This window comes from Rhizobium atlanticum (genome assembly GCF_030182485.1).
GTDB lineage: Bacteria > Pseudomonadota > Alphaproteobacteria > Rhizobiales > Rhizobiaceae > Rhizobium.
Genome location: NZ_JAQJCJ010000002.1, coordinates 236511 through 261629, shown reverse-complemented (window position 1 = coordinate 261629; position 25119 = coordinate 236511). Strand labels below are relative to the sequence as shown.

General features: G+C 62.5%; 21 protein-coding genes and 2 pseudogenes. 10 read left to right on the top strand and 13 right to left on the bottom strand.

Annotated features, from left to right (window positions below; all coding sequences use genetic code 11):
- Positions 1 to 118: 118 nt before the first annotated feature.
- The gene (locus tag PH551_RS03695) at positions 119 to 394 is read right to left on the bottom strand and encodes a hypothetical protein (RefSeq protein ID WP_085776730.1); all 276 of its coding nucleotides are present in this window, start codon (positions 392 to 394) and stop codon (positions 119 to 121) included.
- 11 nt (positions 395 to 405) lie between these two features.
- A complete protein-coding gene (gene mutS / locus PH551_RS03690; RefSeq protein WP_285191900.1) occupies positions 406 to 3132 on the bottom strand; it encodes a DNA mismatch repair protein MutS in 2727 nt (908 codons plus the stop codon).
- Between the two features lie 113 nt (positions 3133 to 3245).
- On the opposite strand from mutS, the gene PH551_RS03685 reads away from it, so the two are divergent.
- Positions 3246 to 5528: an NADP-dependent malic enzyme gene (locus PH551_RS03685; protein WP_285191899.1), complete on the top strand. Its 2283-nt coding sequence runs from the start codon at positions 3246 to 3248 to the stop codon at positions 5526 to 5528.
- 225 nt (positions 5529 to 5753) lie between these two features.
- On the opposite strand, the gene olsB is transcribed toward PH551_RS03685, so the two are convergent.
- The 6 genes from olsB to PH551_RS03655 form a co-directional block, all read right to left on the bottom strand.
- Positions 5754 to 6629, bottom strand: a complete 876-nt coding sequence (gene olsB, locus PH551_RS03680; protein ID WP_285191898.1) for a l-ornithine N(alpha)-acyltransferase — start codon at positions 6627 to 6629, stop codon at positions 5754 to 5756.
- 110 nt (positions 6630 to 6739) lie between these two features.
- The gene (locus PH551_RS03675; RefSeq protein ID WP_285191897.1) at positions 6740 to 9022 is read right to left on the bottom strand and encodes a hybrid sensor histidine kinase/response regulator; all 2283 of its coding nucleotides are present in this window, start codon (positions 9020 to 9022) and stop codon (positions 6740 to 6742) included.
- 55 nt (positions 9023 to 9077) lie between these two features.
- The gene (gene lspA, locus PH551_RS03670) at positions 9078 to 9581 is read right to left on the bottom strand and encodes a signal peptidase II (protein WP_085776735.1); all 504 of its coding nucleotides are present in this window, start codon (positions 9579 to 9581) and stop codon (positions 9078 to 9080) included.
- Entirely contained in the window at positions 9578 to 10438 is an 861-nt protein-coding gene (locus PH551_RS03665; RefSeq protein WP_285191896.1) for a TrmH family RNA methyltransferase, read from the bottom strand. The genes lspA and PH551_RS03665 overlap by 4 nt, the downstream gene beginning before the upstream one ends.
- Positions 10435 to 11532, bottom strand: a complete 1098-nt coding sequence (locus tag PH551_RS03660; protein WP_085776737.1) for a class I SAM-dependent methyltransferase — start codon at positions 11530 to 11532, stop codon at positions 10435 to 10437. Before PH551_RS03660 ends, PH551_RS03665 begins: the two co-directional genes overlap by 4 nt.
- 105 nt (positions 11533 to 11637) lie before the next feature.
- Positions 11638 to 12228 carry an NUDIX hydrolase gene (locus PH551_RS03655; protein ID WP_085776738.1) on the bottom strand — a complete coding sequence of 197 codons (591 nt, stop codon included), beginning with the start codon at positions 12226 to 12228 and terminating at the stop codon, positions 11638 to 11640.
- 104 nt (positions 12229 to 12332) lie between these two features.
- On the opposite strand from PH551_RS03655, the gene PH551_RS03650 reads away from it, so the two are divergent.
- A complete protein-coding gene (locus PH551_RS03650; protein ID WP_285191895.1) occupies positions 12333 to 12788 on the top strand; it encodes an SRPBCC family protein in 456 nt (151 codons plus the stop codon).
- A gap of 57 nt (positions 12789 to 12845) precedes the next feature.
- The gene (locus PH551_RS03645) at positions 12846 to 13280 is read left to right on the top strand and encodes a GNAT family N-acetyltransferase (protein ID WP_085779938.1); all 435 of its coding nucleotides are present in this window, start codon (positions 12846 to 12848) and stop codon (positions 13278 to 13280) included.
- Positions 13281 to 13299: 19 nt separating this feature from the next.
- Here the strand turns inward: PH551_RS03645 and PH551_RS03640 are convergent, their stop codons facing one another.
- The 3 genes from PH551_RS03640 to sppA all read right to left on the bottom strand — a co-directional run bounded on the left by PH551_RS03640 (position 13300) and on the right by sppA (position 15041).
- Complete coding sequence (locus PH551_RS03640) at positions 13300 to 13632, bottom strand: LapA family protein (RefSeq protein ID WP_085776740.1); 333 nt, start codon at positions 13630 to 13632, stop codon at positions 13300 to 13302.
- A gap of 129 nt (positions 13633 to 13761) precedes the next feature.
- On the bottom strand, positions 13762 to 14061 hold the full coding sequence (locus tag PH551_RS03635; RefSeq protein WP_003544934.1) for an integration host factor subunit beta: 300 nt from the start codon (positions 14059 to 14061) through the stop codon (positions 13762 to 13764).
- 29 nt (positions 14062 to 14090) lie between these two features.
- Positions 14091 to 15041 (bottom strand): signal peptide peptidase SppA, encoded by a 951-nt coding sequence (gene sppA / locus PH551_RS03630; RefSeq protein ID WP_097599437.1) that lies wholly within the window; start codon positions 15039 to 15041, stop codon positions 14091 to 14093.
- Positions 15042 to 15264: 223 nt separating this feature from the next.
- Here sppA and lptC point away from each other — a divergent pair, with 223 nt between their 5' ends.
- The 7 genes and pseudogenes from lptC to ptsN all read left to right on the top strand — a co-directional run bounded on the left by lptC (position 15265) and on the right by ptsN (position 21494).
- Positions 15265 to 15930 carry an LPS export ABC transporter periplasmic protein LptC gene (gene lptC / locus PH551_RS03625; protein ID WP_097599436.1) on the top strand — a complete coding sequence of 222 codons (666 nt, stop codon included), beginning with the start codon at positions 15265 to 15267 and terminating at the stop codon, positions 15928 to 15930.
- Positions 15931 to 15945: 15 nt separating this feature from the next.
- On the top strand, positions 15946 to 16578 hold the full coding sequence (locus PH551_RS03620) for an LptA/OstA family protein (RefSeq protein WP_085776743.1): 633 nt from the start codon (positions 15946 to 15948) through the stop codon (positions 16576 to 16578).
- Between the two features lie 37 nt (positions 16579 to 16615).
- Positions 16616 to 17392 carry an LPS export ABC transporter ATP-binding protein gene (gene lptB, locus PH551_RS03615; protein WP_085776744.1) on the top strand — a complete coding sequence of 259 codons (777 nt, stop codon included), beginning with the start codon at positions 16616 to 16618 and terminating at the stop codon, positions 17390 to 17392.
- A gap of 144 nt (positions 17393 to 17536) precedes the next feature.
- Positions 17537 to 19098: pseudogene (gene rpoN, locus PH551_RS03610) on the top strand (RNA polymerase factor sigma-54).
- Positions 19099 to 19186: 88 nt separating this feature from the next.
- Positions 19187 to 20130: pseudogene (locus PH551_RS03605) on the top strand (DMT family transporter).
- A 250-nt stretch (positions 20131 to 20380) separates the two neighbouring features.
- Positions 20381 to 20956 (top strand): ribosome hibernation-promoting factor, HPF/YfiA family, encoded by a 576-nt coding sequence (gene hpf / locus PH551_RS03600; protein WP_085776747.1) that lies wholly within the window; start codon positions 20381 to 20383, stop codon positions 20954 to 20956.
- A gap of 73 nt (positions 20957 to 21029) precedes the next feature.
- A complete protein-coding gene (gene ptsN, locus PH551_RS03595) occupies positions 21030 to 21494 on the top strand; it encodes a PTS IIA-like nitrogen regulatory protein PtsN (RefSeq protein WP_011423788.1) in 465 nt (154 codons plus the stop codon).
- A gap of 73 nt (positions 21495 to 21567) precedes the next feature.
- Here ptsN and PH551_RS03590 read toward each other — a convergent pair whose 3' ends face one another.
- A complete protein-coding gene (locus tag PH551_RS03590) occupies positions 21568 to 23922 on the bottom strand; it encodes a methyl-accepting chemotaxis protein (RefSeq protein ID WP_285191890.1) in 2355 nt (784 codons plus the stop codon).
- Positions 23923 to 24162: 240 nt separating this feature from the next.
- Positions 24163 to 25062 (bottom strand): ribokinase, encoded by a 900-nt coding sequence (locus tag PH551_RS03585; protein ID WP_285191888.1) that lies wholly within the window; start codon positions 25060 to 25062, stop codon positions 24163 to 24165.
- Between the last annotated feature and the right edge of the window lie 57 nt (positions 25063 to 25119).

The following is a 25119-nucleotide window of genomic DNA, read 5'->3' as shown; positions in this document are numbered from 1 at the left end:
AACCTCTTTGCCCGGCGATTGACACGGGCCTTCATACTGCAAGAACCTTTAAATTTGGCGAAATGGTGTTGCCAATGCCGCGATGCGGGACGCTCTGCCGCAAACCTTCCGTAAAGTCTCAGTCAGCGGCCTGCGCATGCAGCGAATACAGCACCTGCCGGGTCTCGCGCTGGATCTCCTCGAGCGTCGCCCTGTCGCACTCGCGGTAGCCCGCCTTGGCAATCGACGTTCCGAGTTCGGATATCATAGCGCAGGAGCGGGTGATTTTCAGCAGGCCGATCGGCGATGTCCAGCCGCGGGCGTTGCGATCTTTGTCGGCGCGCCGCATCGTGTCGAGCATGGAGCAGATGAGCGAGAGGCGCTCGGTTTCGCGAACCAGCTTCTCCATGAACATGGACTGCGCTCCTATTTCAGCTTTTTCTTGAGATCGTAAAGCGCATCCAGCGCCTCGCGCGGCGTCATGTCGTCGAGGCTCATCGCCTTCAGCGCCTCCTCGACCTTCGATGGGCCGCGAGAAGTGTCTTCTCGCCTCACCGCCACCTGGAAGAGCGGCAGATCGTCGATCAGCTGGCTCGCCGGGTTCTTGCGGTCGGCATCTTCGAGGCGGGTGAGCACTTCGCGGGCCCGCGCCACGACCGAGGCCGGAAGCCCGGCGAGGCGGGCGACCTGGATGCCGTAGGAACGGTCGGCCGCACCCGGCCCGACCTCGTGGAGAAAGATGACATCGCCGTCCCATTCCTTGACGCGCATCGTGGCGTTCGATAGCCGGCCAAGCTTTTCCGACAGCACGGTCAGCTCGTGGAAATGCGTGGCGAAGAGGCCGCGGCAGCGATTGGCCTCATGCAGGTGCTCGACGGCGGCCCAGGCGATCGACAGACCGTCGAAGGTGGCGGTGCCGCGGCCGATTTCGTCGAGGATGACGAGGGAGCGGTCGCTCGCCTGGTTGAGAATGGCAGCCGTTTCCACCATCTCGACCATGAAGGTGGAGCGTCCGCGCGCCAGATCGTCGGAGGCGCCGACGCGCGAGAACAGACGGTCGACGACGCCGATATGGGCCGATGTCGCCGGCACGAAGGAGCCCATCTGCGCCAGGATCGCGATCAAGGCGTTCTGGCGCAGGAAGGTCGATTTGCCGCCCATGTTCGGGCCGGTCAGCAGCCAGATCGCCCCATCCTTGTCGCCGGTCTTCGGCGACAGATCGCAATTGTTGGCGACGAAGGGGCCGCCCGCCTGGCGGCGCAGCGCCTGCTCGACGACCGGATGGCGCCCGCCTTCGATCGCAAACATTTTCGAGCCGTCGACCTGCGGTCGGCAATAGGCCTGCTCTTCGGCAAGCAGCGCCAGGCCTGCGGCGACGTCGATCACGGCAAGCGCCCGCGCACCCGCCTTGATCGCCTCGGCTTCCGCCACTACGGCGGCAGTCATCCTGTCGAAGGCGTCGAGTTCGATCGTCAGCGCCCGGTCTGCGGCGTTGGCGATACGGCTTTCGAGATCGGCAAGCTCGGTGGTGGTGAAGCGCATGGCGCTCGCCATCGTCTGGCGATGGATGAAGCGGGCCTTCGCCTCCGCCGTCTCCGTCATCGGGGCGGCATTGCCGGCGGTCACCTCGATGAAATAGCCGAGGATATTGTTGTGCTTGATCTTCAGCGACCGGATGCCGGTTTCCTCGGCATATTGCAGTTGCAGTCCGGCGATGACGCGGCGTGACTGGTCGCGCAGCGCCCGAACCTCGTCAAGTTCGGCGCTCGCGCCATCGCGCAGGAAACCGCCGTCTCGTTTCAACAGCGGCAATTCATCGGCGAGCGTCTCGGCGAGCAGTTCGTACAGCGGCGCGGGAAGCGCTTTCAGGCCGGACAGCGCCTCGCCGAGCTCATCAGGCAGCATGGCGGTCGCGAGCATCTCCGCAACACCCTTGGCGGCTTGCAGCCCCTGGCGAATCGCAGCGAGATCGCGTGGCCCGCCGCGGTCGAGCGCCAGGCGGGAGAGCGCGCGCGGCATATCGGGCACATGTTTCAGCGTGTCGCGCAGCCTGCCGCAGAGCGAGGGCTCCTCGATCAGGAAGCCGATCGAATCGAGTCGCGCATTGATGCGGGCAGGATCGGTGAGCGGCGACATCAGCCGCTCGGCCAGAAGCCGTGCGCCGCCGCCGGTGACGGTGCGGTCGATCGCCTTCAGGAGCGAACCGTTGCGATCTCCCGACAGAGTTCGGGCAAGCTCCAGATTGGCGCGGGTGGCCGGGTCGATGAACAGCGTTGAAGCGGCGCTTTCCCGCTCCGGCTTGCCAAGCGGGGGCCGCTCGGCGATCTGCGTCTTCTCGACATAGGCGACGGCGGCTGCGGCCGCCGCCAGCTCGGCGCGCGAGAAGCTGCCGAAGCCGTCAAGCGTCGAGACGCCGAAATAGCGTGCGATCCGGCCTTCGGCGCTGGCGCTGTCGAAGAGCACGGAAGGCTGTGGCACCGCCGTGCGGCCAAGCACGTCGAAGACCGGCTTGAGCTCGGCATCGTGGAAGATCGTGTCGGGCAGAATCAATTCGCGCGGATCAATGCGCAGGATATCGGCAAGCAGCCGCGAGGCTTCCGTCTCGGCAAGCCGGAAGACGCCGGTGGAAATATCGATCCAGGCGAGCGCCAGCTGCGGCTCGGCGCCGCCGCGGATGCGGGCAAGCGCCATCAGATAGTTGGATTCCGAGGGTGAAAGCAGCTTCTCCTCGGTGATCGTGCCGGGCGTGACGAGGCGGATCACGTTACGCTTGACGACCGATTTGCCACCGCGTTTTTTCGCTTCGGCCGGATCCTCGATCTGTTCGCAGACGGCCACCCGGAATCCGAGCGAAATCAGCTTCTGCAGATAGTCGTCGGCCGCATGCACGGGCACGCCGCACATCGGGATATCCTGGCCCATGTGCTGGCCGCGCTTCGTCAGCGTGATGCCGAGCGCGCGGGAGGCTTCCAGCGCATCCTCGAAGAAGAGCTCGTAGAAGTCGCCCATGCGATAGAACAGCAGCGAACCCGGATTGTTCGCCTTGATCTCGATATATTGCTCCATCATCGGCGTCGCGGAGGCGCGGCTTTCCGCCGTGGCGAGCTCGGCAGCCGAAAAGGCTTCATTCCCAATGTCTATTCGTGCGTTCACGGAGGCGCAGTTTTTCCCAAAAAAACAGGTGCCAACCCTATCCGCGCGCCGCTATAGATGACAACTGCATTTGAGGAAGAGCGAAGCGTCGCCCACAGGACGTTGGAGGATTTATGCCCGATATTGATAAGAAGGACCGGCCGGTGACCTCGGTGACCGATCAGGAGGCGCTCGATTTTCACGCCATGGGCCGCCCCGGCAAGCTGGAGATCAACCCGACCAAGCCGATGGCGACCCAGCGCGACCTCTCGCTTGCCTATTCCCCGGGTGTCGCCGTTCCGGTCAAGGCGATCGCCGCCGATCCGCAGACTGCCTATGACTATACGGCGCGCGGCAACATGGTCGCCGTCATATCAAACGGCACTGCCATTCTCGGTCTAGGCAATCTCGGTGCGCTTGCCTCCAAGCCGGTCATGGAAGGCAAGTCGGTGCTCTTCAAACGGTTTGCCGACGTCGATTCCATCGACCTCGAAATCGATACTGAAAATGTCGACGAGTTCATCAACTGCGTCCGCTTCCTCGGCCCCTCCTTCGGAGGCATCAATCTCGAAGATATCAAGGCGCCGGACTGCTTTGTGATCGAGAGCCGGCTACGCGAGCTGATGGACATTCCCGTCTTCCATGACGACCAGCACGGCACGGCGATCATCGCCGCCGCCGGCCTGATCAACGCGCTGGAACTGACCGGCCGCGACCTGAAGACGACGAAGCTCGTCTGCAATGGCGCCGGCGCTGCGGCGATCGCCTGCGTCGAACTCATCAAGGCGATGGGCTTTGCGCCCGAAAACATCATCCTCTGCGATACCAAGGGCGTCATCTACCAGGGCCGCACCGAGGGCATGAATCAGTGGAAATCCGCGCATGCGGCAAAAACCGACGCGCGCACGCTCGAAGAGGCGATGAACGGCGCCGATGTCATTTTCGGCCTGTCGCAGAAAGGCGCCTTCTCGGCCGAGATGATCCGCTCGATGGCCGATCGGCCGATCATCTTCGCCATGGCCAATCCCGATCCCGAGATAACCCCCGAGGAAGTCGCCCGCATCCGCGACGACGCCATCATGGCAACGGGCCGCTCGGACTACCCCAACCAGGTCAACAACGTTCTCGGCTTTCCCTATATCTTCCGCGGCGCCCTCGATGTGCGCGCCTCCACCATCAACGACGCGATGAAGATCGCCGCTGTCAAGGCGCTGGCAAACCTTGCCCGTGAGGACGTGCCGGATGACGTGGTCGCCGCCTACCAGGGCAACCGGCCGCGTTTCGGGCCCCAATATATTATTCCCGTTCCCTTCGATCCGCGGCTGATCTCGGCAATTCCGGTGGCGGTCGCGGAGGCCGCGATCGAAAGCGGCGTCGCCCGCAAGGTCATCACCGACATGGCGGGTTACGCTCGGGAGCTTTCGGCGCGCCGCGATCCGATCGCCTCGACGCTTGCCAGCCTCTACGAACGTGTCCGCCGCCGCCCGAAGCGGATCGTCTTTGCCGAGGCCGAGGAAGAACAGGTGCTGCGCGCCGCCATGTCCTACGCCAACCAGCAGCTCGGCACCGCCATCCTGCTCGGCCGCGAGGATCTGATCCGGGCGACGGCGGAGCGCGCCGGCATCGACCTCAACCGCCCCGGCTTCGAAATCGTCAATGCCCGCATCTCCACCCGGGTCGAAGCCTATATCGATTACCTCTATGCCCGGCTGCAGCGGCGCGGTTACCTCCACCGCGATGCCCAGCGCCTGATCCACAACGACCGCAACCACTTCGCTGCCACCATGGTGGCGCTCGGCGACGCCGATGGCATGGTCACCGGCATCACCCGCAACTACTCCACCGCGCTCGAGGATGTGCGCCGCTGCATCGACGAGAAGCCCGGCCACCGCGTCATCGGCGTGTCGCTGGCGCTCTGCCGCGGCCGCACGGTCTTTGTCGCCGACACGGCGGTGCATGACATGCCGACCGCCGAAGAGCTTGCCGATATCGCCGAAGAGGCTGCCGGTCTCGCACGGCGCATGGGGTATCAGCCGCGCGTCGCCTTGCTTGCCTATTCCACCTTCGGCCATCCCTCCGGCGAACGCTCCGAGCGGGTGCGCGAAGCGGTCAAGATCCTCGACCGGCGCCGCGTCGATTTCGAATATGACGGCGAGATGGCTGCCGATGTGGCGCTGAACCGCAAGGTGATGGAGCAATATCCCTTCTGCCGGCTCTCCGGCCCCGCCAACGTCCTCGTCATGCCGGCCTTCCACTCGGCCTCTATCTCGACCAAGATGCTGCAGGAACTCGGCGGCTCCACCGTCATCGGCCCGATCCTCGTCGGCCTCGACAAGCCGGTGCAGATCACCTCGATGGGCGCCAAGGACAGCGATATCGTCAACATGGCGGCGATCGCCGCCTATGGCGGGTCATAAGGCCATCTGCCCGCACAGCGAGATATTCAGTGACCAGGGAGATCGGCGAGATTAGCCCCTCATCCGCCTGCCGGGACCTTCTCCCCGCCTGCGGGGCGAAGGGGATATGCCGCGATCTCTCCGCCCCATCCACGGCTCGTGCGGCAAGTCCCCTCTCCCCGTCAGAACGGGGAGAGGGTTAGGGTGAGGGGCAGCACTGGCAATCTCTGCTTCGCCTGACTGCAATCAGCTTGCGAAGCGACCGGCGTCGGCGCCGTAGTAGTTCAGGTAACGGTCGGAAATGCTGGAGATCGGCAGCACGATCAGCACGTCTGTCGTGTTGAAGGCATGATCGATGACGGCGCTGGAGCCGACCATTGCGCCGAGTCTGAGGTAGCCCTTGATCAGCGGCGGCAGGGCCATCAGCGCCCGCTTCGGGTTGACGGCCTCGGCCGGCATCAGATCCATGTTGCGGGCGAGATGCGGCAGTGCGCCGATGGCCCATTCGTCTTTCGCCAGCACATTGTGGTAGAGGAAGGACAGCGCCAGTGCGTGGCTTTCGAGATAGACGCCGGGGAACGAGGCGCAGCCGAACATGGCGCTCATGCCGTGCTTCAATGCATAAGCCCAGTTGCCCTGCCAGAGAAGCTCAACGGTGCGTTTGGTGCGGTATTCCGGCAGCACGCAGGAACGCCCGAGCTCCATGAAGCGCTTGTCCGGGTGCCTGGCGAGGAGGCTCTCGATTTCGAATTCGGAAGCCGAATAAAAACCGCCATTGGCGATCGCGACATCCTGGCGCAGCAGCCGGTAGGTGCCGACGATCTGATCTTCCGGATCACCTTCGAGCGAGCGGTCGAGAACGAGAAGATGGTCGCAGACAGCGTCATAGGCATCGAAATCGCGTTCGCGCCGCATGGCCTCCGGCGGCAGCTGCGCCTTCATTTCTTTGACGAAGACGCGGTAGCGCACGGCCTGGGCCGCATCGATCTCGCGTGCCGTGCGGGCAAGGCGGGTTTCGAGATTGCCGATCCGGCCGAGGATGTCGCCGTCTTGCTGCGCAGCCGTCGACGGCCGTGCAGCCTCCGCGGTAACGTCACAATTCAGGATGTCGATGGAGGACATGGCGATTCTCCCGTTGCCGGCTTATCGACGCCATAAAACACTTCTGTGCGACAGGAAAGTGACATATTGAATTTCCCGGCGCAAGCAGCCTGCGCAGTCAATTCAGCGACCTACCGCGCTTCTGCCCTTCGGGCGGAAAGGGCGGCGACCGCCTGAACTTCCGTCAGCAGCCGCACCGGATCGACCGGCTTTACCATGACGCGGTTGGCGCCATTGAGCAAGACCTGGCGGCGCGACTCGTCGCTCTTGTCGGCGGTGAGCACGATCACCGGCACCGGGTCAAGATCGAGCCGCCTTTCGTGGCCGCGCAGCCGCCCCAGCATGTCGATGCCGTTGCCGCCGGGCATCGACAGATCGCTGATGATGATGTCTGGCCGCGCGCTCGCCTCGCCGAGCGCGCAATCGAGGAGTGTGTCGAAATCCTCGACATGGTGCACCTTGTGTCCGCCCTTTTCCAGGACGACGCGCACCAGCATCGCATTGATCGGATCGTCCTCGCCGAGCAGGATGTGCAGGCCGTGTGCGGCCACCATGGTTTCGGCGATCGGCGGTCCGAAACCCGGCTGGTTGTCGTTCAGCGCGTCGCGCTTCTCCATTCCGCGCATGCGCCCGCGCAGCACATCGATCAGCGACTGTTCGCGCAGAGGCCGGATGAGCCAGGCATCGAACAGGTCGAGCGGATGGGCGCTGCGCTCTTCGGGATTGACGAGCAGGACCTTGCGCAGGCCAAGGGCAGCGATTTCGGCGCGATCGGCGAGATGCGCTGAAAATTCCGCCGACATGCGATGATCGACGATAATATCGGTCGGCCGGCGGCTGCCGCTTGCCATTCCGAGCAGCTTCGCGCGCGCGGCCTCGCCGCTGTCGACAAGATGGCAGGTGCCGCCGAGCGCGGTGATCGTTTCGGCAATGGCGGAGCGGGCAGCCCCTGCCGGCGCCAGCAGCACGACGCTGTTGCCGGCAAGCAGCGTGTTTCGCCGTTCGGAGCGCTCGCTGTCGAGTTCAATGGGGAAGCGTATGGTGAATGTGCTGCCTTTGCCCTTTTCGCTGGTGACCGTCAAGGCGCCGTCGAATTCGCGCATGATGCGGGCGGAGATGGCAAGGCCGAGCCCGGTGCCGCCGCTCTTGTCGGCAACGTTTCCACCTTGTTCGAACTCGCCGAAGACGCGCGCCAGCTCCTCCGCCGTCATGCCCGGACCCGTGTCGGTGACGGTAATCAGCAGGTTGCCGGCATCGAGCGATACGCGGATGAAAACGCCGCCGGCCTGGGTGAATTTGACAGCATTGCCGATGACGTTGAACAGAACCTGGCGCAGCCGCGCCGCATCGAAGCTCATTTTCTCCGGAACGTCTGACGACACGGTGGCGCCGATCTCGATCCCCTTTTCATGCGCCCGGTGGGCGAGCATTTCGACGACGCTTTCCAGAAGCTTCCGCAGCGATTCCGAGCGCGGGTGAAGCTCGAAACGGCCGACTTCGATGGTGGAAAAATCGAGCAGATCCTCGACAAGCTGGGTCAAGGCGTGGCCGGATTGGCGGATGTTGGCGAGATAATTCTGCTGTTCCTGCGTCAGCCGCGTTTCCGCGAGCAGGTGCGTCATGCCGAGAATGCCGGAAAGCGGCGTGCGCACTTCGTGGCTGACGGTTGCAAGCAGTCGGGATTTCGCGGCGCTGTTATACTCGGCTTTCTGGCGGGCCGACTCGCGGCTCTGCGCGACGAGCCGCTCCTCCGTCACATCACGGGCAACACTCTGCAGCAGCAGGTGGCCGCTGCCCGGATCGCGGGTGACCACGTCGCGCCACAGGAAAATACGCTGGCCTTCCGGCGTCGATATCTCGACGTCGTAGCAGTGCGGGATCGGGCCGGGACGGAAGGCAATCCCGATCTCTTCGCAGGTCCGCCCTTCCGGGCGCAGCCGGCCGGTCAGACGGCGAAAGGTGTCGTTGGCCGAGATGATGCGACGGTCCATGGCGCGGGTGAGGGTGATGTCGCCGAGCACGTCATGCACCTCGGCGAAGAGCTTCGCGCCATCATCGCCGTTCGGAGCGGATCGACCGGCGGGCTGCCTGCTTCTCTGCCGGCGTACCATCAGCACGGCGTAACAGGCGATGACGGCAAGGCCGAGAGCGACGAGACCGCCCGAAAGCAGCAACGGCTCGCCGGCATGGGCGAGCAGCGTCAGGACCATTGCGGCCAGAAAGCCGGCGCCGCTCAGCCAGTAGAACAGCAGGCGCCGCGTCGCTGCAGGCCCTGATAGGGAAGCAGCCCCCGTGCGCGCTGTCGATGCTCCGGGACGCGGAGAGGTTTCCTCCGTCCGCTCCTGATGCGGCTTGACGGCGGTTCCGCCGAAGGCGGCGGACAATCTTTCCTGCAACTGTCCCAGACTCTGCATGGTATCTGGATAACATGAGGCTTATTCCGAATGCCTTCAGGAATTCGATAAGATTTTAGCGGCCGGCCTTTTTCGGCAGCAGCAGCTCCTCGAGGATGACGCAGCCGGCGCCGATGGTGATGAAACTGTCGGCGAGATTGAACACGGCGAAAGACCAGCTTTCGGTGTAGAAGAGGATGTAGTCGATCACATGTCCGTAGGCGAAGCGATCGACAAGATTGCCGATCGCACCGGCAATGATCAGCGCATAGCCGAGATGCGCGAGCCAGCGGTCTTTTGCCGTGCGGTACCACAGCCAGATGACGAAGGCGACGATGACGAGCCGCATGCCGACGATGATCCAGCCGTCCATGCCCTCCAGCATCGAAAAGGCGACGCCGAGATTATAGGTGCGGTAGAGCGCCAGCATCGGGATGACGGGAACGGCTTCCTGCAGCGGCAGGGTATGATCGACGGCGATCTTGACGACCTGGTCGATGAGAACGGCGAGAAGGATGAAAATCAGGATCGGCGCCGGGCGCGAAAACAGCGCGGGGCGTGCATGCGTCGGTTCGGTCATTTGCCCTCGGCAAGTGAAAGGAGATGGCGGCGCGCCTCGAAAAGCATGACGGCAGTGGCGACGGCGAGGTTCAGGGAGTCGGCGCGGCCCTGCTGCGGGATCCGCGCGAGCGCATCGGCCTCCCTGGCGAGCTGGTCCGGCAGGCCGGATTGTTCGTTGCCCATCAGGAGGACCGTGGGCTTCTTGCGGTAGTCGATCGTGCGATAGTCGACCGCGCCGGCCAGATGGGTCGCGACGATGGAAACGTCGGCCGATTTCCGCCAGGCCAGGAACTCCTCCGGCGTCGCCCGCGCGACTGGAACGGCGAAGACCGAGCCCATGGTTGCCCGCACGGTCTCCAGCGAGAAGGGATCGGTCGTCTCGCCGATGAGAATGATGCCGGCCGCGCCGGCCGCATCGGCCGTCCGGATGATGGTGCCGAGATTGCCCGGATCGCGCACGCGGTCGAGCGCCACCCACGTCTCACCCTCCTGCGGCCGGATGCCCTTGAGCGGCGTCCAGCGCTGCTCGAAGATGCCGACGACCATTTGCGGGTTGTCGCGTCGGGTGATCGCGGCAATCACCTTTTCGCTGACTTCGAGCACCAGCCCGCCCGAGGCGACGGTCCTTGCCGCCATCTGCTCGACCAGCGGCTTACCCTTGGCGGCCTTGGCATAGACCAGCGTGCGGATCGTCCAGCCGAGCTCGATTGCATCGATGACGAGCTTCAGCCCTTCGGCGAGGAAAGTCCCGCTTTCCTCCCGCGACTTCTTGTTGGTCAGCGCCTTGATGTCCTTGATGATCGGATTGGCGAGCGAGGTGACTTCCTTCACCTGCCCGACCCTGCGTGGCCCGTGATCGTGGAAGTCCTTGCTCATTGCGGCACCCAGCGCGAAAAGAGGGAGGTGGAAAGCGCCCGGCCCGCAGTCCGGCCATCCGTGCCGGCCTCGCGAATGACCAGTTCGCCGGATTCGACCGCACCGCCGGCGCCGCGCATCGTCTCGCGCATCAACTCGTGGATCGAATAGAAGCTGGCGCGGATCGAATAAGCCGTCAGCACCAGGCCGACTGCCCTCGGGGAGAGGATTTCGCGGCAGACATCGAGCATCAGCGGCAGATGCTCGAAGAGATGCCAGATTTCGCCGTTGGGGCCGCGGCCGAATTTCGGCGGATCGGTGAGGATGATGTCGTATTGGCTGCCGCGGCGTTCTTCGCGCAGGATGAATTTCATCGCATCCTCGCAGATCCAGCGGATCGGCAGCTTCTCCATGCGCCCGAGCGCCTGGTTCTCGCGCGCCCAGCCGATCGCCTTCTTCGACGCGTCGACATGGGTGACCTCGGCGCCGGCAGCGGCGGCGACCAGCGACGCGACACCGGTATAACCGAAGAGGTTCAGCACTTTCAGCGGTCGGCCGGCCTTTTCGACAGCCTCCTTCATCCAGCTCCAATGGACGATCTGCTCGGGAAAGACACCGACGTGACGGAACGAGGTGAAGCGGCCGAGGAAATCGACGCCGAGCAGGTTGAGCGGCCAGGTCTCGCCGAGCGCCTCCCTCGGGAAGCGCCAGCGGCCGGTGCCTTCCTCGTCGGTATCGCCGGTGAACACGGCATCCACCTTCTCCCAGATCTGCGGCGCCAGCGAAGGCCGCCACAGCGCCTGAGCTTCCGGGCGGATGATGCGGTAGGGGCCATATTGCTCCAGCTTCTGGCCATCGCCGCTGTCGATCAGGTGGAAATCGCCGGCGCCGAGCGATTCGAGAATGACCGGCACGCGCTCCGCCGGCCGATCGCCGCTGCGCGTCATGAGCGGGCGCAAAACCGCAGCCGGCGTCGCACTCTCGCGAACCGTATCGCGTGTGGCCGCGGGACGTGCCACGGGCTTTGGTGCTCGGCCGGCCCGATCGTCCCTGCGGCTTTCACCGGCGGGACCTGATGTCTTCTTCTGGCCCGGCCGACGTTCTCTTTGTTTCACGTGCTCTTCCGCGTCTCTGTCGGTTTTTTCGTCCTCTAGCCTAGAAGACTGCAGCGGATCAACTGGGCGCCGACCACGCCTGGACAGGTTCTCTTGTGGCGGCGTTCATTTCAAGCCCTCGGATGCGTGCGTGCGAAGCCAGCTTTCCGCCGCATAGAGGGCCGCGACATGCATCGATTGCATGATAACGGCGCCGGACCGCAGGTCGGCAAGGATATCGCCAAGATCTGCAAACAACATGTCGACTTTCTCACCAGGGTCGAAAGAGGGTTCGCCCGATCTGTTCAAGCCAAACGCCAGCCAGCTCGTGACTATATTGCTGTGGTTGGCGGCATTCGGATAGGAGGTGAGCAGCTTGACGAAGGTCGAGGCGTCATAGCCGGTCTCTTCCCGCAGTTCGCGCCGCGCTGCCGCCATCGCCGCATCGCCGGCTTCGATGTCAGCGGGTTCGACGCCGCCGGCGACTAGACCGAGGACGATTTCGGCCCGGCCATGCCGGTACTCCCGCGTCAACAGCACGCGTCCGTCGGGCATCAGCGGGATGACGTTGATCCAATCGGGATAATCGAGCACATGGAACGGAGCGACGACGATCCCCTCGGCGGTAACGCAATCGTCGCTGCGAAGCCGGATCCAGCGATCCTCGTAGGTGATCCGGCTCGCCGTCACGCTCCAGGGTTTCAATTCGTCGCTCATCGTAATTCTTTCCGATAGAAGCCACCAGATAACATTCCCATCCGCCGTGGCAAAGGGCTTTGCTGCTGGGATAAGATGGGGCGAATCGCAGATGGGGCTGTCGAATGGATTTCACCGGCGAAGAACGCATCGCCGCGCCGCGGGACATGGTCTGGGCAGCGCTCAACGATCCGGAGATCATGCGCGGCTGCATTCCGGGGTGTCAGAACATCGAGCGGCTGTCGCCAAGCGCTTTCGAGGCGACGATCAAGGTGAAGTTCAGCCTGTTCTCCGCCACCTTCCATGGGTTGCTGACGCTTTCCAATGTCGATGCGCCGAGAAGCTATACGCTATCGGCCGAAGGCAAGGGCGGCCTTGCCGGCTTCGCCAGGGGCAGCGCCGATGTCGTGCTCGAGGCGACGGGCGAGGAGACGATCCTGCACTACCGGGCGAGAGCCGAACTCGGCGGCAGGCTCGCCCAGCTCGGCGCACGCCTGCTCGATTCGACCTCGCAGCGGCTGGCCGAAGGTTTCTTCTCGGATTTCAATGCTGCGATCGTTGCAAAAATGACTGCGGATTGAGCGCCGAAGCTTTCGCTGCGGCTTGGCGCGGACCTGCGCCTGAGCTATTGCGACATGATGACATGGACCATCAGGCCGCCACGGGCGGAAGACCAGGAATTACTTGCGGACATCTATCTTTCCGTGCGCCGCCAGACATTCGTCTGGGTCGATCCCGGCAAGTTTCACCGCGAGGATTTCTCCGCCCATACCAATGGCGAGACCATCTTCGTCTGCGAGCATGCCGACCGGAGCGTCGCCGGCTTCCTGTCGCTCTGGCCGGAGGACGATTTCATTCACATGCTTTATATAAGGCCTGAGTTCCAGGGGCTCGGCGCCGGCACGGCGCTGCTCAGGGCGCTACCGGAATGGCCGCGACATAAGTACCGGCTGAAATGCCTGGTGAACAACCGGCGGGCGAAGGCCTTCTACCTTTCCCACGGTTTCGCGGTGACCGGCAACGGCGCGTCGCCGGAAGGCGACTACGAGGAGCTGAGCTTTTCTCCGGTTTGACTCGGGGCGAGAGCCGATCTTATCGCGACGGCAGCTGGCCGGCGATCTCCTCCGCGCGGGACCTGTGACGATCGGCCTCGCCCTGCCAGCGAATGGCTTCCTTGGCCTCGGTGCGGGCGCGCTTGCGGTGTTTGCCCTGGCTGAACCAGGTGGCGGCCGATCCGATCAGCATGCCTGCTATCAATGCGATGAACAGGAAGACGAAGAAAGGTGCGGAAACCGCAAGCACCTGGTCTTCGGGCCTGAAGGGATTGAAGGCCAGCGTGACGCTCTGCCGGTTGGCGACGCAGAAGACGATGAGGATGACTCCGAGCGGCAGCAGAATCAACAGGTTGACGATCTTCTTGGCCATTTGAGCTCTCCATCCGTCTTATATGCATCGGCCCGAAAATCGATTCCGACTTTCGGGCCGATGCTCTAGCAGAATAGGAAAACGGTGTTCAAGTTCAAGTGCGGTTTCGCCGCAGGCGGCTCGCGCCGCTCAATCCTCTTCGTCGGCCTGGCCGGGATTGAGCCGCTCGCGCAGTTCCTTGCCCGTCTTGAAGAAGGGAACCCACTTCTCCTCGACGAAGACGGTATCGCCGGTGCGCGGGTTACGGCCGGAGCGGGAAGGGCGGTTCTTGACCGAAAACGCGCCGAAGCCGCGCAATTCGACGCGGTTGCCCGCAGCCAGTGCATCGGTGATCTCGTCGAGAACCGCGTTGACGATATTTTCGACGTCGCGATGATAGAGATGCGGGTTGCGTGCCGCAACAATCTGCACCAATTCGGACTTGATCACAGTCGCCCCCTTAAATTATTGATTTCTTATCAATCCCGGCCAACCTGCCAAACTGAAAGCAGCCCGTCAAGAAGCAACTTTGGGGGCAGGATTCCATTAATATCCTGGCCTTTGACCAGATCATCATAACCCAAGATAGTAACCAGCCGCGAAACAGCTCCTGCGAGCAGAAAAGGCGTGTTGCTCTTCTTGTCCCAATCCACCATCGGCAGATCGGTGTCGACGCCGCGCGACTTGAGATAGGCGCGGATTTCCGCCTCGCCGCCGATCGTATCGACGAGCTTCGCCTTCAGCGCCTGCCGGCCGGTATAGATCGTGCCGTCGGCGAGTTTCAGTACCTCATCGCGCGGCAGCTTGCGTCGGTCGGCGACCAGGTCGACGAACCAGTTATAGCTGTCGACCACCATGTTGCGGATCATCGCCTTGGCTTCCTCGCTCGCCTCGTGGAAGGGCGAGGGCTCGGCCTTCAGGGGCGAGGATTTGATCTCCTGCAGCGATACGCCGATCTTGTCGAGCAGCGGCTGGATCTGCGGATACTGGAAGATGACGCCAATCGAGCCGGTGATCGAGCTGTCGCCGGCAATGATCGTGTCGCCCGCGGTGGCGATCATATAGCCCGCGGAGGCGGCCAGCGTGCGCACGTCCGAGACAACAGGCTTCTTGGCTGATATCGCCCGGATCGCATTGAAGATTTTTTCGCCGCCATAGGTCGTGCCGCCGGGCGAGGAGATCGAAATCACCGCGGCCTTCACCTGATCGCTGGTCTCGACCTTCTTCAGCCGCTCCAGCAGCTCGTCGTCATCGACGATCAGCCCCGATATCGTCACATGGGCGATATGCGGGCTTGCCGTGCCGGCTCCGCCGAGGGCGAAGCGGTAAAAGGCAAAACCAAGCGCCACGATGAGGGCGACCGCGACGATGCGCCAGAAGCCGAGTTTGCGGCGCAGCCGCCGGCGATCCGCGATGATCGAACTGTCCATAGAAACCTCCAGCACTGGCCCGGGGTCGGCACGGCGCCGATGGGTCCGGTGAAATTGATCGCAGCGGCGCGTACGAATGCCACTTTTGTATGTTTTTCCGTTTTGTTGCTTGTTGCAGAAAAAATTCCATATTGGCAAGCCAATGTAATAATGCGAAACGAACTGTGATTGCCGGCCGCTTTGTTACGCAGGCGGGGCAATCATCGCACATGGAACGAGACCTATGCTCGATACCCTGAAGAACAACGGAAATGCCGCTTATGCGGGCTCCGGTCGGAGCCCCTATGGCGATGCGTTGTTCCATTCCGCCCGCGTGCGGCGGCTGAAGATCTTGCTGCCGTTGGCCGCCCTCGTCATCGCGGCCGGCCTCACGGCGGTTGCGCTGGTCAAGATATATCTGCCCGAGAATATCAAGATGGAAGGCGCCAAGATCGAGAACGGCAAGGTCGTGATGGAAAAGCCGGCAATTGCCGGACGCAACTCCGACGGCGTCAATTATTCCATGCTTGCGGAAAGGGCGCTGCAGGATATCCGCAATCCTGATCTCATCACCCTCGAGACCATCAAGGCCGCCGTGCCGATGAATGACGGGCTGATTGCCCGCGTCATCGCTTCGACTGCGGATTATAATCGCGCCACCGACAACCTGCATATGACGGCTCCCTTCACCCTGGTGCTGAGCAGCGGCCTCAACGCGCAATTCCAGTCCGCCCGGCTCGACATCAAGGGCGGCAACATGCGCAGCGACGATCCCGTCACCATCACAAAGGACAATGCTTCCATTGTTGCGAAGACGCTGGAGATAACCGATAAGGGGCGCGTGATCACATTCGAGGGGAATGTTCGCATGAATGTCGATCCATCCACCATTCATAAACAGGGCACTTAACCAGCCGGGTCACTCATGACAAAAGATTGTCGCATTTCAGCTTGCAAGACAGGCATCGCATTCGTTGCCGGCGCATTTGCCCTTATTCTGACGGTCTCGGGCGCGGGGGCGCAGTCGACCACCATGTCGGGCATGAAGCTTTCCAACGATCAGCCGATCCAGATCGAAAGCGACAAGCTGGAGATCCATGATCAGGAGCACACGGCGCTCTTCACCGGCAACGTCAAGGTGGTCCAGGGCACGACGACGATGCAGTCCGGCAAGATGACCGTCTATTACAAGGACAAGGCGGCAAAGCCGGGCGCCGGCGCGCCGGCTCAACCGGAGGCGAAGCCCGAGCAGTCGGCCTCGCTGGCATCGGGAAGTGCGGATATCGACAAGATCCTGGTGACGGACAAGGTCTACCTGGTTTCAGGCACGCAGACGGCGACTGCCGACGACGGCAATTTCGACATGGCCTCGCAGACATTCATCCTGACCGCGGATCAGGGAAACAAGGTCATTCTGTCGGACGGACCGAACGTCTTCACCGGCTGCAAGCTGACCGTTCACATGCAAACCGGCCAGGCGGAGCTTGAAAGCTGCGGCGGTCGTGTCCAGATTCAGCTCGATCCGAAATCGCAGCCGAACGCGCAGAAGCAGAACTGAACCGGCCTCCCCTGTGAAATTATCATCGCTATCCACCATGTTCGGCCGGCCTGAGCCGCAAGCTGCAGGTGCCGCCGACAAGAGCCGCTATCAGGGAACGCTGATCGCCCGCGGTCTGACGAAGACCTATGCGACGCGGCGTGTCGTCAACGGCGTCTCCCTTGTGGTGCGTCGCGGCGAAGCCGTCGGCTTGCTCGGCCCGAACGGCGCCGGCAAGACGACCTGCTTTTACATGATCACCGGTCTGGTGCCGGTCGATGAAGGCACGATCGAGATCGATGGAAACGATGTCACCACCATGCCGATGTACCGCCGCTCGCGCCTCGGCGTCGGTTACCTGCCGCAGGAAGCCTCGATCTTTCGCGGACTGACGGTGGAAGAAAATATCCGTGCCGTCCTCGAAGTGCATGTGAAGGACAAGGCCGAGCGCGAGCAGAAGCTGAACGAGCTGCTGGAGGAATTTCATATCCAGAAGCTGCGTAAGAGTGCCGCCGTTGCCCTTTCCGGCGGCGAACGCCGCCGTCTCGAAATCGCCCGAGCGCTTGCAACCGACCCGACCTTCATGCTGCTCGACGAGCCCTTCGCCGGTGTCGACCCGATTTCGGTCGCCGACATCCAGAACCTCGTCCACCATCTGACGGCCCGCGGCATCGGCGTTCTCATTACCGACCACAATGTGCGTGAGACGCTCGGCCTCATCGACCGCGCCTATATCATCCATGCCGGCGAAGTGCTGACCCACGGCCGTGCGAATGACATTGTCAACAATCCGGAAGTACGCCGGCTCTATCTCGGCGACAATTTCAGCCTTTGATCCCACGCTGATTCACCTTGCCGCGTAGTTCCGCTTGACCAAATGAGATAAAAAAGCAATTTTTGGGCCAACTCGGATTTCCGTGGCCTGAAGCGTGGATCGGCCGTGGTTTCCCGGAGGAGTCGAGGGAGTTTCGCGTCCGTCATGGCACTGTCCGCCAATCTATTTCTGCGCCAGAGCCAGTCCCTGGTCATGACGCCGCAACTGATGCAATCCATCCAGTTGCTGCAGATGACCCCCATTTTGAGCTCGCCCAGTTCATCGCTCAGGAAGTGGAGAAGAACCCGCTGCTCGAATTTCCGTCGAATGATGGCGAGGCGGGCGACGAACGGGCGGCAGGCGAGGACGAGCAGTTCGCTCATTCGCCGGAGGACGCCGGCGCGGACGACGGCGCCGACAATCGCGCCGAGGCGCTTTCCAGTGACTGGTACGACAACGGCGGCAGCGAAAGCACCGGCCGGCTGAACGACGAGCTCGACGCCAATTACACCAATGTCTTTCCCGATGATGGTGGTCCGCAGCGCCTCGACGCACCGGAACTCGTCGGTCAGTGGAAGTCGATGCCGGGCAGCGCCGACGCCGCCGATTACGATCTTGACGATTTTGTCGCCGGTCAGGTGTCCCTGCGCGATCATCTCGCGCAGCAGATCCCCTTCGTCCTGCCTGATATGAGCGATCGGCTGATCGCGCAGAATTTCATCGATCAACTCGACGATGCCGGTTACATTCAGGTCGATCTCGTCGAAACCGGCGAGCGGCTCGGCACGAACCTCACGCAGGTCGAACACGTGCTCGCCGCCCTACAGACGCTCGATCCTCCGGGTGTTTTCGCCCGCAGCCTCGCCGAATGCCTGGCGATCCAGCTCCGGCATAAAGACCGTTACGACCCTGCCATGCAGGCGCTGGTTGAAAATCTCGAACTCCTGGCGCGGCGCGACTTCGCCACGCTGAAGCGGCTCTGCGGCGTCGATGAGGAAGATCTTCTCGACATGCTCGGCGAGATCCGCCAGCTCAATCCGAAACCCGGCAGCGGTTTCGAGACGGGCGTTTCCGAAGCGATCATGCCCGATGTCGTCGTCAGGCCCTCCGCTGAGGGTGGATGGCTGGTCGAGCTCAACCCGGATACGCTGCCGCGCGTGCTCGTCAATCAGTCCTATTTTTCCCGCGTGACCCGGAACGGCGAAGATCATGCCTTCCTTTCCGAGTGCCTGCAGAGCGCCAACTGGCTGACCCGCAGCCTCGACCAGCGGGCAAAGACCATCATGAAGGTGGCAAGCGAGATCGTTCGCCAGCAGGATGCCTTCCTGCTGCACGGTGTCGACCACTTGCGGCCGCTGAACCTGAAGACGGTGGCCGAGGCGATCAAGATGCATGAATCCACCGTCAGCCGCGTCACCTCGAACAAATATATGCTGACGCCGCGCGGCCTCTTCGAACTCAAATATTTCTTCACCGTGTCGATCGGCGCGGTCGAGGGCGGCGACAGCCATTCGGCCGAGGCCGTGCGTCACAAAATCCGCGCGCTGATTATGCAGGAGAGTCCCGACGCGGTGCTCTCCGATGACGATATCGTCGACATGCTGAAGAAGGGCGGTGTCGATCTCGCCCGCCGCACGGTCGCGAAATACCGGGAAGCGATGAACATCGCTTCCTCGGTGCAGCGCCGCCGCGAGAAGCGGGCGCTCGCCAAAGTCGCGGGCTTCTGACGCAGCAGCACGCTTCGATCTGGATCGAAGCATCCACCTTCCAAATTGGCCTATTTCTCCCGCGTCTTGAACGAAGATCGATGTGCCTATGACGCCGCAAAAGCCGAACCTTACCAGAGAACTTGTCCTGCTTTTGGTGCTTGCGACCCTCTGGGTTCTTCCTACACCTTTATCAAGATCGGGGTCGAAACGATCCCGCCGGTGACCTTGATCGCGGTGCGCACACTGATCGCCGGCGCCATTCTGCTGGCCGTGCTTCGCCATCGGCATGTCCGCCTGCCGCGCGATCGCGCGACATGGCGCCTGTTCGTCGTTCAGGCCTGCCTGAACAGCGTCTTTCCTTTCACGCTGATCGCCTGGGCGGAGCAGTCCGTCGATGCCGGACTGGCGGTGATCCTGAATTCGGCGACGCCGATTTTCACCTTCCTGCTGACCGTGTCGATAACCCGCCATGAGCCGGCGACGGCGCGAAAGCTTTTCGGCGTCGTCTCCGGGCTTGCCGGCATCTGCCTCGTCATCGGCGTCGAAGCGCTCGGCGGTCTAGGCGAAAGCCTGATGGCGCAACTCGCCATCATCCTGGCAACCATCTGTTACGCAGGGGCCGCGATTTTCAGCAAGAACTTTAGAGGCCTCCATCCTGCCGTGCCGGCGGCCGGTTCGCTGATCTCGGGCGCGGTCATTCTGATGCCTGTAAGCCTGCTCGTCGACCGGCCCTGGGGGCTCGATCCCTCGGCCGCATCGGTGCTGGCGCTGCTTGCCCTTTCTGCCTTTTCGACGGCACTTGCCTTTACGATCTATTTCCGCCTCGTTCAGACGCTGGGTTCGGTCGGAACCACGTCGCAAGCCTATCTCGGTGTGCCGATCGGTGTGGCGATCGGTATCGTCTTTCTCGGCGAGAGGCTGAGCCCGACGGCGTGGATCGGACTGGTCTGCGTCATTCTCGGTGTCATCGCCATGACGATGCCGCGCGCAACGCAGGCACGAAGCGCGGGAGCTGATGAAGGGAAAGTCGCCGGAAGGCTCCTTCCGTAGGAGATTTGCTACACCTTCTGCGAGCACGCCCGGAGCTGATTCGGCGCCCTATTGACTTTCCGGCAACCTCTGGCTAGAAGCCCGCCGCAATCGTCGCCGTGAACGGCGTTTGAAGTTATCCCCATCATCCCAAGGGCACCGAGGACCGCAGGCCTACGCCGATCTTGCTTGAGATTGCGCGAAGTGCTTGGATGAACCCGAGGCTTGGCGTAAACTGATACCCGCAAACGACCATAAGAAGGGAAACTCCATGAGTGTGCGTGTATCCGGGAAACATATGGAAATTGGTGAATCCTTCCGCCAAAAGATCGAGGACCAAATTGGAACGGCCATCACGAAATACTTCGATGGGGGGTATTCCGGCCAGGTGACCGTCGAAAAGGCGAGTTCTCGTTTCTCGGCAGACTGCAAGCTTCATCTCGACAGCGGGGTGGTGCTTCATGCCGCCGGCGAAGCGACGGATCCGCAGCTTGCTTTCGACGCCGCTTCCGAACGCATCGAGAAACGCCTGCGTCGCTACAAGCGCAAGCTGAAGGACCACCATGCCGGAAACCACCTGAATGGCTTTGCAGAAGTCTCCTATACGGTCATGGACTCCGTTCCTGATCACGAGGATGAAATTCCCGACGATTTCGCCCCGGCAATCGTCGCTGAAAGCACGAAGCAGTTGAAGACCATGTCCGTCGCCACCGCCGTGATGGCGCTCGACATGACCGACGAGCCGCTTCTCCTGTTCCGCAGTCCCGGCAAGGAACATCTGAACATCGTTTATCGTCGGCACGACGGAAATATTGGCTGGATCGATTCGGCCAATATCAAAGGCTGAGATCAGAGTGGTGAGCGGCGGTATCGCCGCCGCTCCTCGCATCAACTGATCCCGGCGACAGAAGGAAAAAGAAATGGCATTGGCAGATTTGCTCCATCAGGATGCGATCATTCCCGCCCTCAGAGTAAATTCCAAGAAACAGTTGCTTCAGGAATTGGCGGCAAGAGCCGCGAGGATCACCGGGCTCTCCGAACGGGAGATCTTCGACGTCATCCTGCAGCGCGAACGCCTGGGTTCGACCGGCGTCGGCAACGGTATCGCCATTCCCCACGGCAAGCTGGTGAACATTCATTCCATCGTCGGCATCTTTGCCCGGCTGGAGCAGCCTGTCGATTTTGAAGCGCTGGACGACCAGCCCGTCGACCTCGTTTTCCTGCTGCTTGCGCCGGAGGGCGCCGGCGCCGACCATCTCAAAGCCCTGTCGCGCATCGCCCGCGTCCTGCGCGATCAAGACCTGGTTGCAAAGCTGCGGGCCACCGATTCCGCCTCGGCGATCTACGCCTTCCTCAACGAAGAGCAGACGTCGAACGCTGCTTGAGCTGCATAATCCCTAAATGAAAAAAGGCGCCTGATTTCGCAGGCGCATTTTTTATTTACCCAGGGCTGAACGGTCAGAACTCTTCCCAGTTATCCCGAGCCACGGCGGCCGAGCCATGCGATTGAGGTGTGGTGCGGCGGGTCGCCGGCGCGTGGCGGACCACAGGAGCGGTTGCCAAGTGCGAGGGGGCCGCAGCCGGCGCACGCATCTGCCTCGCCACGGAGGCGAGCGCGGTCGCGTTGGCGGAACCGGACACCCTGAAGCGCGTGGCGAGCGTCTTCAGCGTCTGCGCCTCATCGTTGAGCGCCACGCTGGCGGCGGTCGCTTCCTCCACCATCGCCGCATTTTGCTGCGTCACCTGATCCATCTGGTTCATGGCCTGGTTGATTTCCTTCAGCCCCACCGCCTGTTCGCTGGCCGATGCCGAGATCTGCCGGATGAGGCTGTTGATGCCCATCACCTGTTCTGCGATCTTGTGCAGCGTCCCGCCGGCGCGCCCGACGAGATCGACGCCTTCCTTGACCTGGACGGCCGAGGTGTTGATCAGCGTCTTGATCTCCTTGGCGGCAGTGGCCGAACGCTGCGCGAGTTCACGCACTTCCTGGGCGACGACGGCAAAACCCTTGCCGGCTTCGCCGGCGCGAGCCGCTTCGACGCCGGCGTTCAGCGCCAGCAGGTTCGTCTGGAAGGCGATCTCATCGATGACGCCGATGATCCGCGATACCTCCGTCGAAGACTGCTCGATCCCTTGCATGGAGGCGATGGCCTTCTGCACCACTTCGCCTGATTTCTCGGCATCCTGGCAGGCGAGATTGACGTTGTCGGCAGCCGTGCGGGCATTCTCGGCACTGGAATCGACCTGGGCGGTGAGCTCGTTGAGCGCTGCCGCCGTCTCTTCCAGGCTTGCTGCCTGCTGCTCGGTACGTTTGGCGAGATCGGAAGCGCTGTTGCTGATCTCGCCGGTGCCGGCGCCGATATTGACGACGCTGAGATTCATCGTGTTGATGGTCTCTTCGAGGCTTGCAAGCGCGGCATTGAAATCCTGCTTCAGTTTGCCGTATTCGCCGGGGAAATCTTCGGTGATGCGGTAACCCAGATTGCCCTGAGACAATTCCGAGAGGCCGGCGCCGACGACCGAGACGATGCGACGCTGCAGCGACACCGATTGCTGCCGTTCCGATTCCGAACGGCCGCGCTCGGCCTCTGCGGCCTGTCGCTGGTGGGTGGCCTCGTCTTCGAGGCGCCTGGAGTCGGCGAGCTTGAAGCGGAACCCTTCGAGTGCCTTTGCGACCGAACCGACTTCGTCGGTACGGTCCTGGGCCGCGACGGGTTCGGCATATTCGCCGTCGCTGAGCGTTTTGACGCTGGCGACAAGGCTGCCGAGCGGCCTCTGCACGAGCGAGCGGACGGCGAAATAGAGCGCCAGCATCACCGCGCCGAGCACGATCAGGCCGGTGGCGATCATCATGTAGGTCTGATCCTGCACCGGCGCGTTAATCGCGGTGTGCGGGACGTCGACAAGCACGACCCAGGTGGCGTTGACACCGGGGACTTTGAATGGATAGACGACGCGGTCGAAAGGATCGAGGCCGTCATAGGTGAGGTTTCGGACGAGGCCGGGCTGCTTGTTCGACAGCGCCGCCTTGACGACGTCGGCGCCTTCGCCGTCATATTGCTTGGTCATCAGGTCGGGGACCGGCGCGACGATCCAGTTGCCGGCCTGCGAGAGCAGCGTCACGCGGCCGGAGCCGAAGGGGTGCAGCGCCTGAAGCTTATCGGTCAGCGACTTCAGCGAGATGTCGACGCCGCCGACGCCGATCATCTTGCCGCCCGACATGACAGGATAGGCAATGGAAGTCAGCAGCGTCGGTACGTCGGTTCCCTCGGCCATGTAAGGCGTGGTGATCGCGCCCTTGCCGCTGTCGGCAGCAAGCTTCCACCACTCAGCGGTATAATCATTGTCGAAGGTCGAATACTGGATGCCGCCATCCTTGGTTTTCGACCAATAGGGCGTGAAGGCGCCGTTCTTGTTGGTGCCTTCGTCATTGTTGTTGGCAATCTGGGTCGTCTTTCCGTCCAGCGCACCAAGCTGCTCGCAGAACCAGCTGCCGAAGGCGAAGGCATTCTGTTCCAGATTGGCTTTCAGCACGTTGATCATGCCCTTGCGATCGAGCGACTTTCCATCGTGGGCTCGGCCGATGACGCCTGACATGCTGCGGGCAGCGCTGGCGAGTTCGCCGACATTGGCGGCGATCTCATTGGCGATCGACTTTGCCTCGAGATTGGCTTGATCCATGGTCAGCATCTGAACGCGATCCCTGGTCTGGCCGATGAGGAAAAAGTTCGAAGCGATGAGAACAAGCGCGATGGCAATGCCGGTGATGGCGATAAGTTTCGCCGCAAGCGATTTCATGCGAAAAATGAACATGGGTTCCTCAGGCAAGGATGCGCCGAACGGGCATTCTTCGGCGCAGGAGCGAAGGCATGGCACCGTCATGGAGCAGCCGCATCAGCCGCGGATCCGCACATGCGACGATCCGGCGATCGCTGGGAGGATCGCCGGAGACCTGTTAAATTTAAATGAAACTTAAGTGGTTATATGAGCAAAACCGCAGAAATCTCCTTTAAAATTGAAGGACATCTGCCGACGTTTCGCAGGCAGGCCAGGCTATATTCTGTCTGCGACTTCCCCACTCAAAGGAATCGACGGTTGCGCGCCTGATTTGAGGCATGCGAGCGAACCGGCGACGGCCGCGCGGCGCAGCGCTGTCGGAAAATCAAGCCCGTCATCGAGGCTGGCGGCGAAATAGCCGCAGAAGGTGTCTCCCGCTCCGACCGTGTCGACAGGATCGATCGCCAGCCCCTGCGCTCTTGAGAGGACCCCGTCACGAATGGCGATGACGCCATCGCCGCCGAGCGTCACGATCAGGGTCTGGCCGGTTTCATGATGCAGGCGGACAAGCGCTGCCTCGCGCGCTCCTGCGTCCATGCCGTCCTGTCCGGCAAGTCGCTCGAACTCAGTCTCATTGGCAATGACGATATCGGCGAGGCGTCCGAGACGCGGCGCATCGGGAATCAGTGGGGCGAGGTTGAGGATGCTGGTGATGCCCTTGGCGCGTGCGGCCGAGAGCGCGCGTTCGACGGCCGCGACCGGCACCTCAAGCTGCAACATCAGTATGTCGCCTTCGTGCATGCGGCCGATCGCGGTTTCCGCATCGGCGGGCGCGACCAGGCCGTTGGCGCCCGGCACCACGGCAATCATGTTCTCGCCGTCGCCGCCGACCAGGATCAGCGCCGTTCCTGTGGGACCGTCGATATGCTTGACGAGGGAGAGATCGGTTCCCGCTTCATCGAGCAGGGCGAGCGCATCGGCGGCGAAGCCGTCCTTGCCGACGGCGCCGGCCATATGCACATAGCGGCCGGCGCGGCGGGCTGCCAGCGCCTGGTTGGCGCCCTTGCCGCCGGCGGCCGTGGCAAAACCGTTGCCGGCCACCGTTTCGCCGGGCTTCGGCAGTCGCTCGGTCGTGGCGATGAGATCCATGTTGATGGATCCGAAAACTGTGATCATCAGGCTGTCCCGTCTTTTGGAGCATGCCAATGACATCATGCTCCTGCTATTTCATGG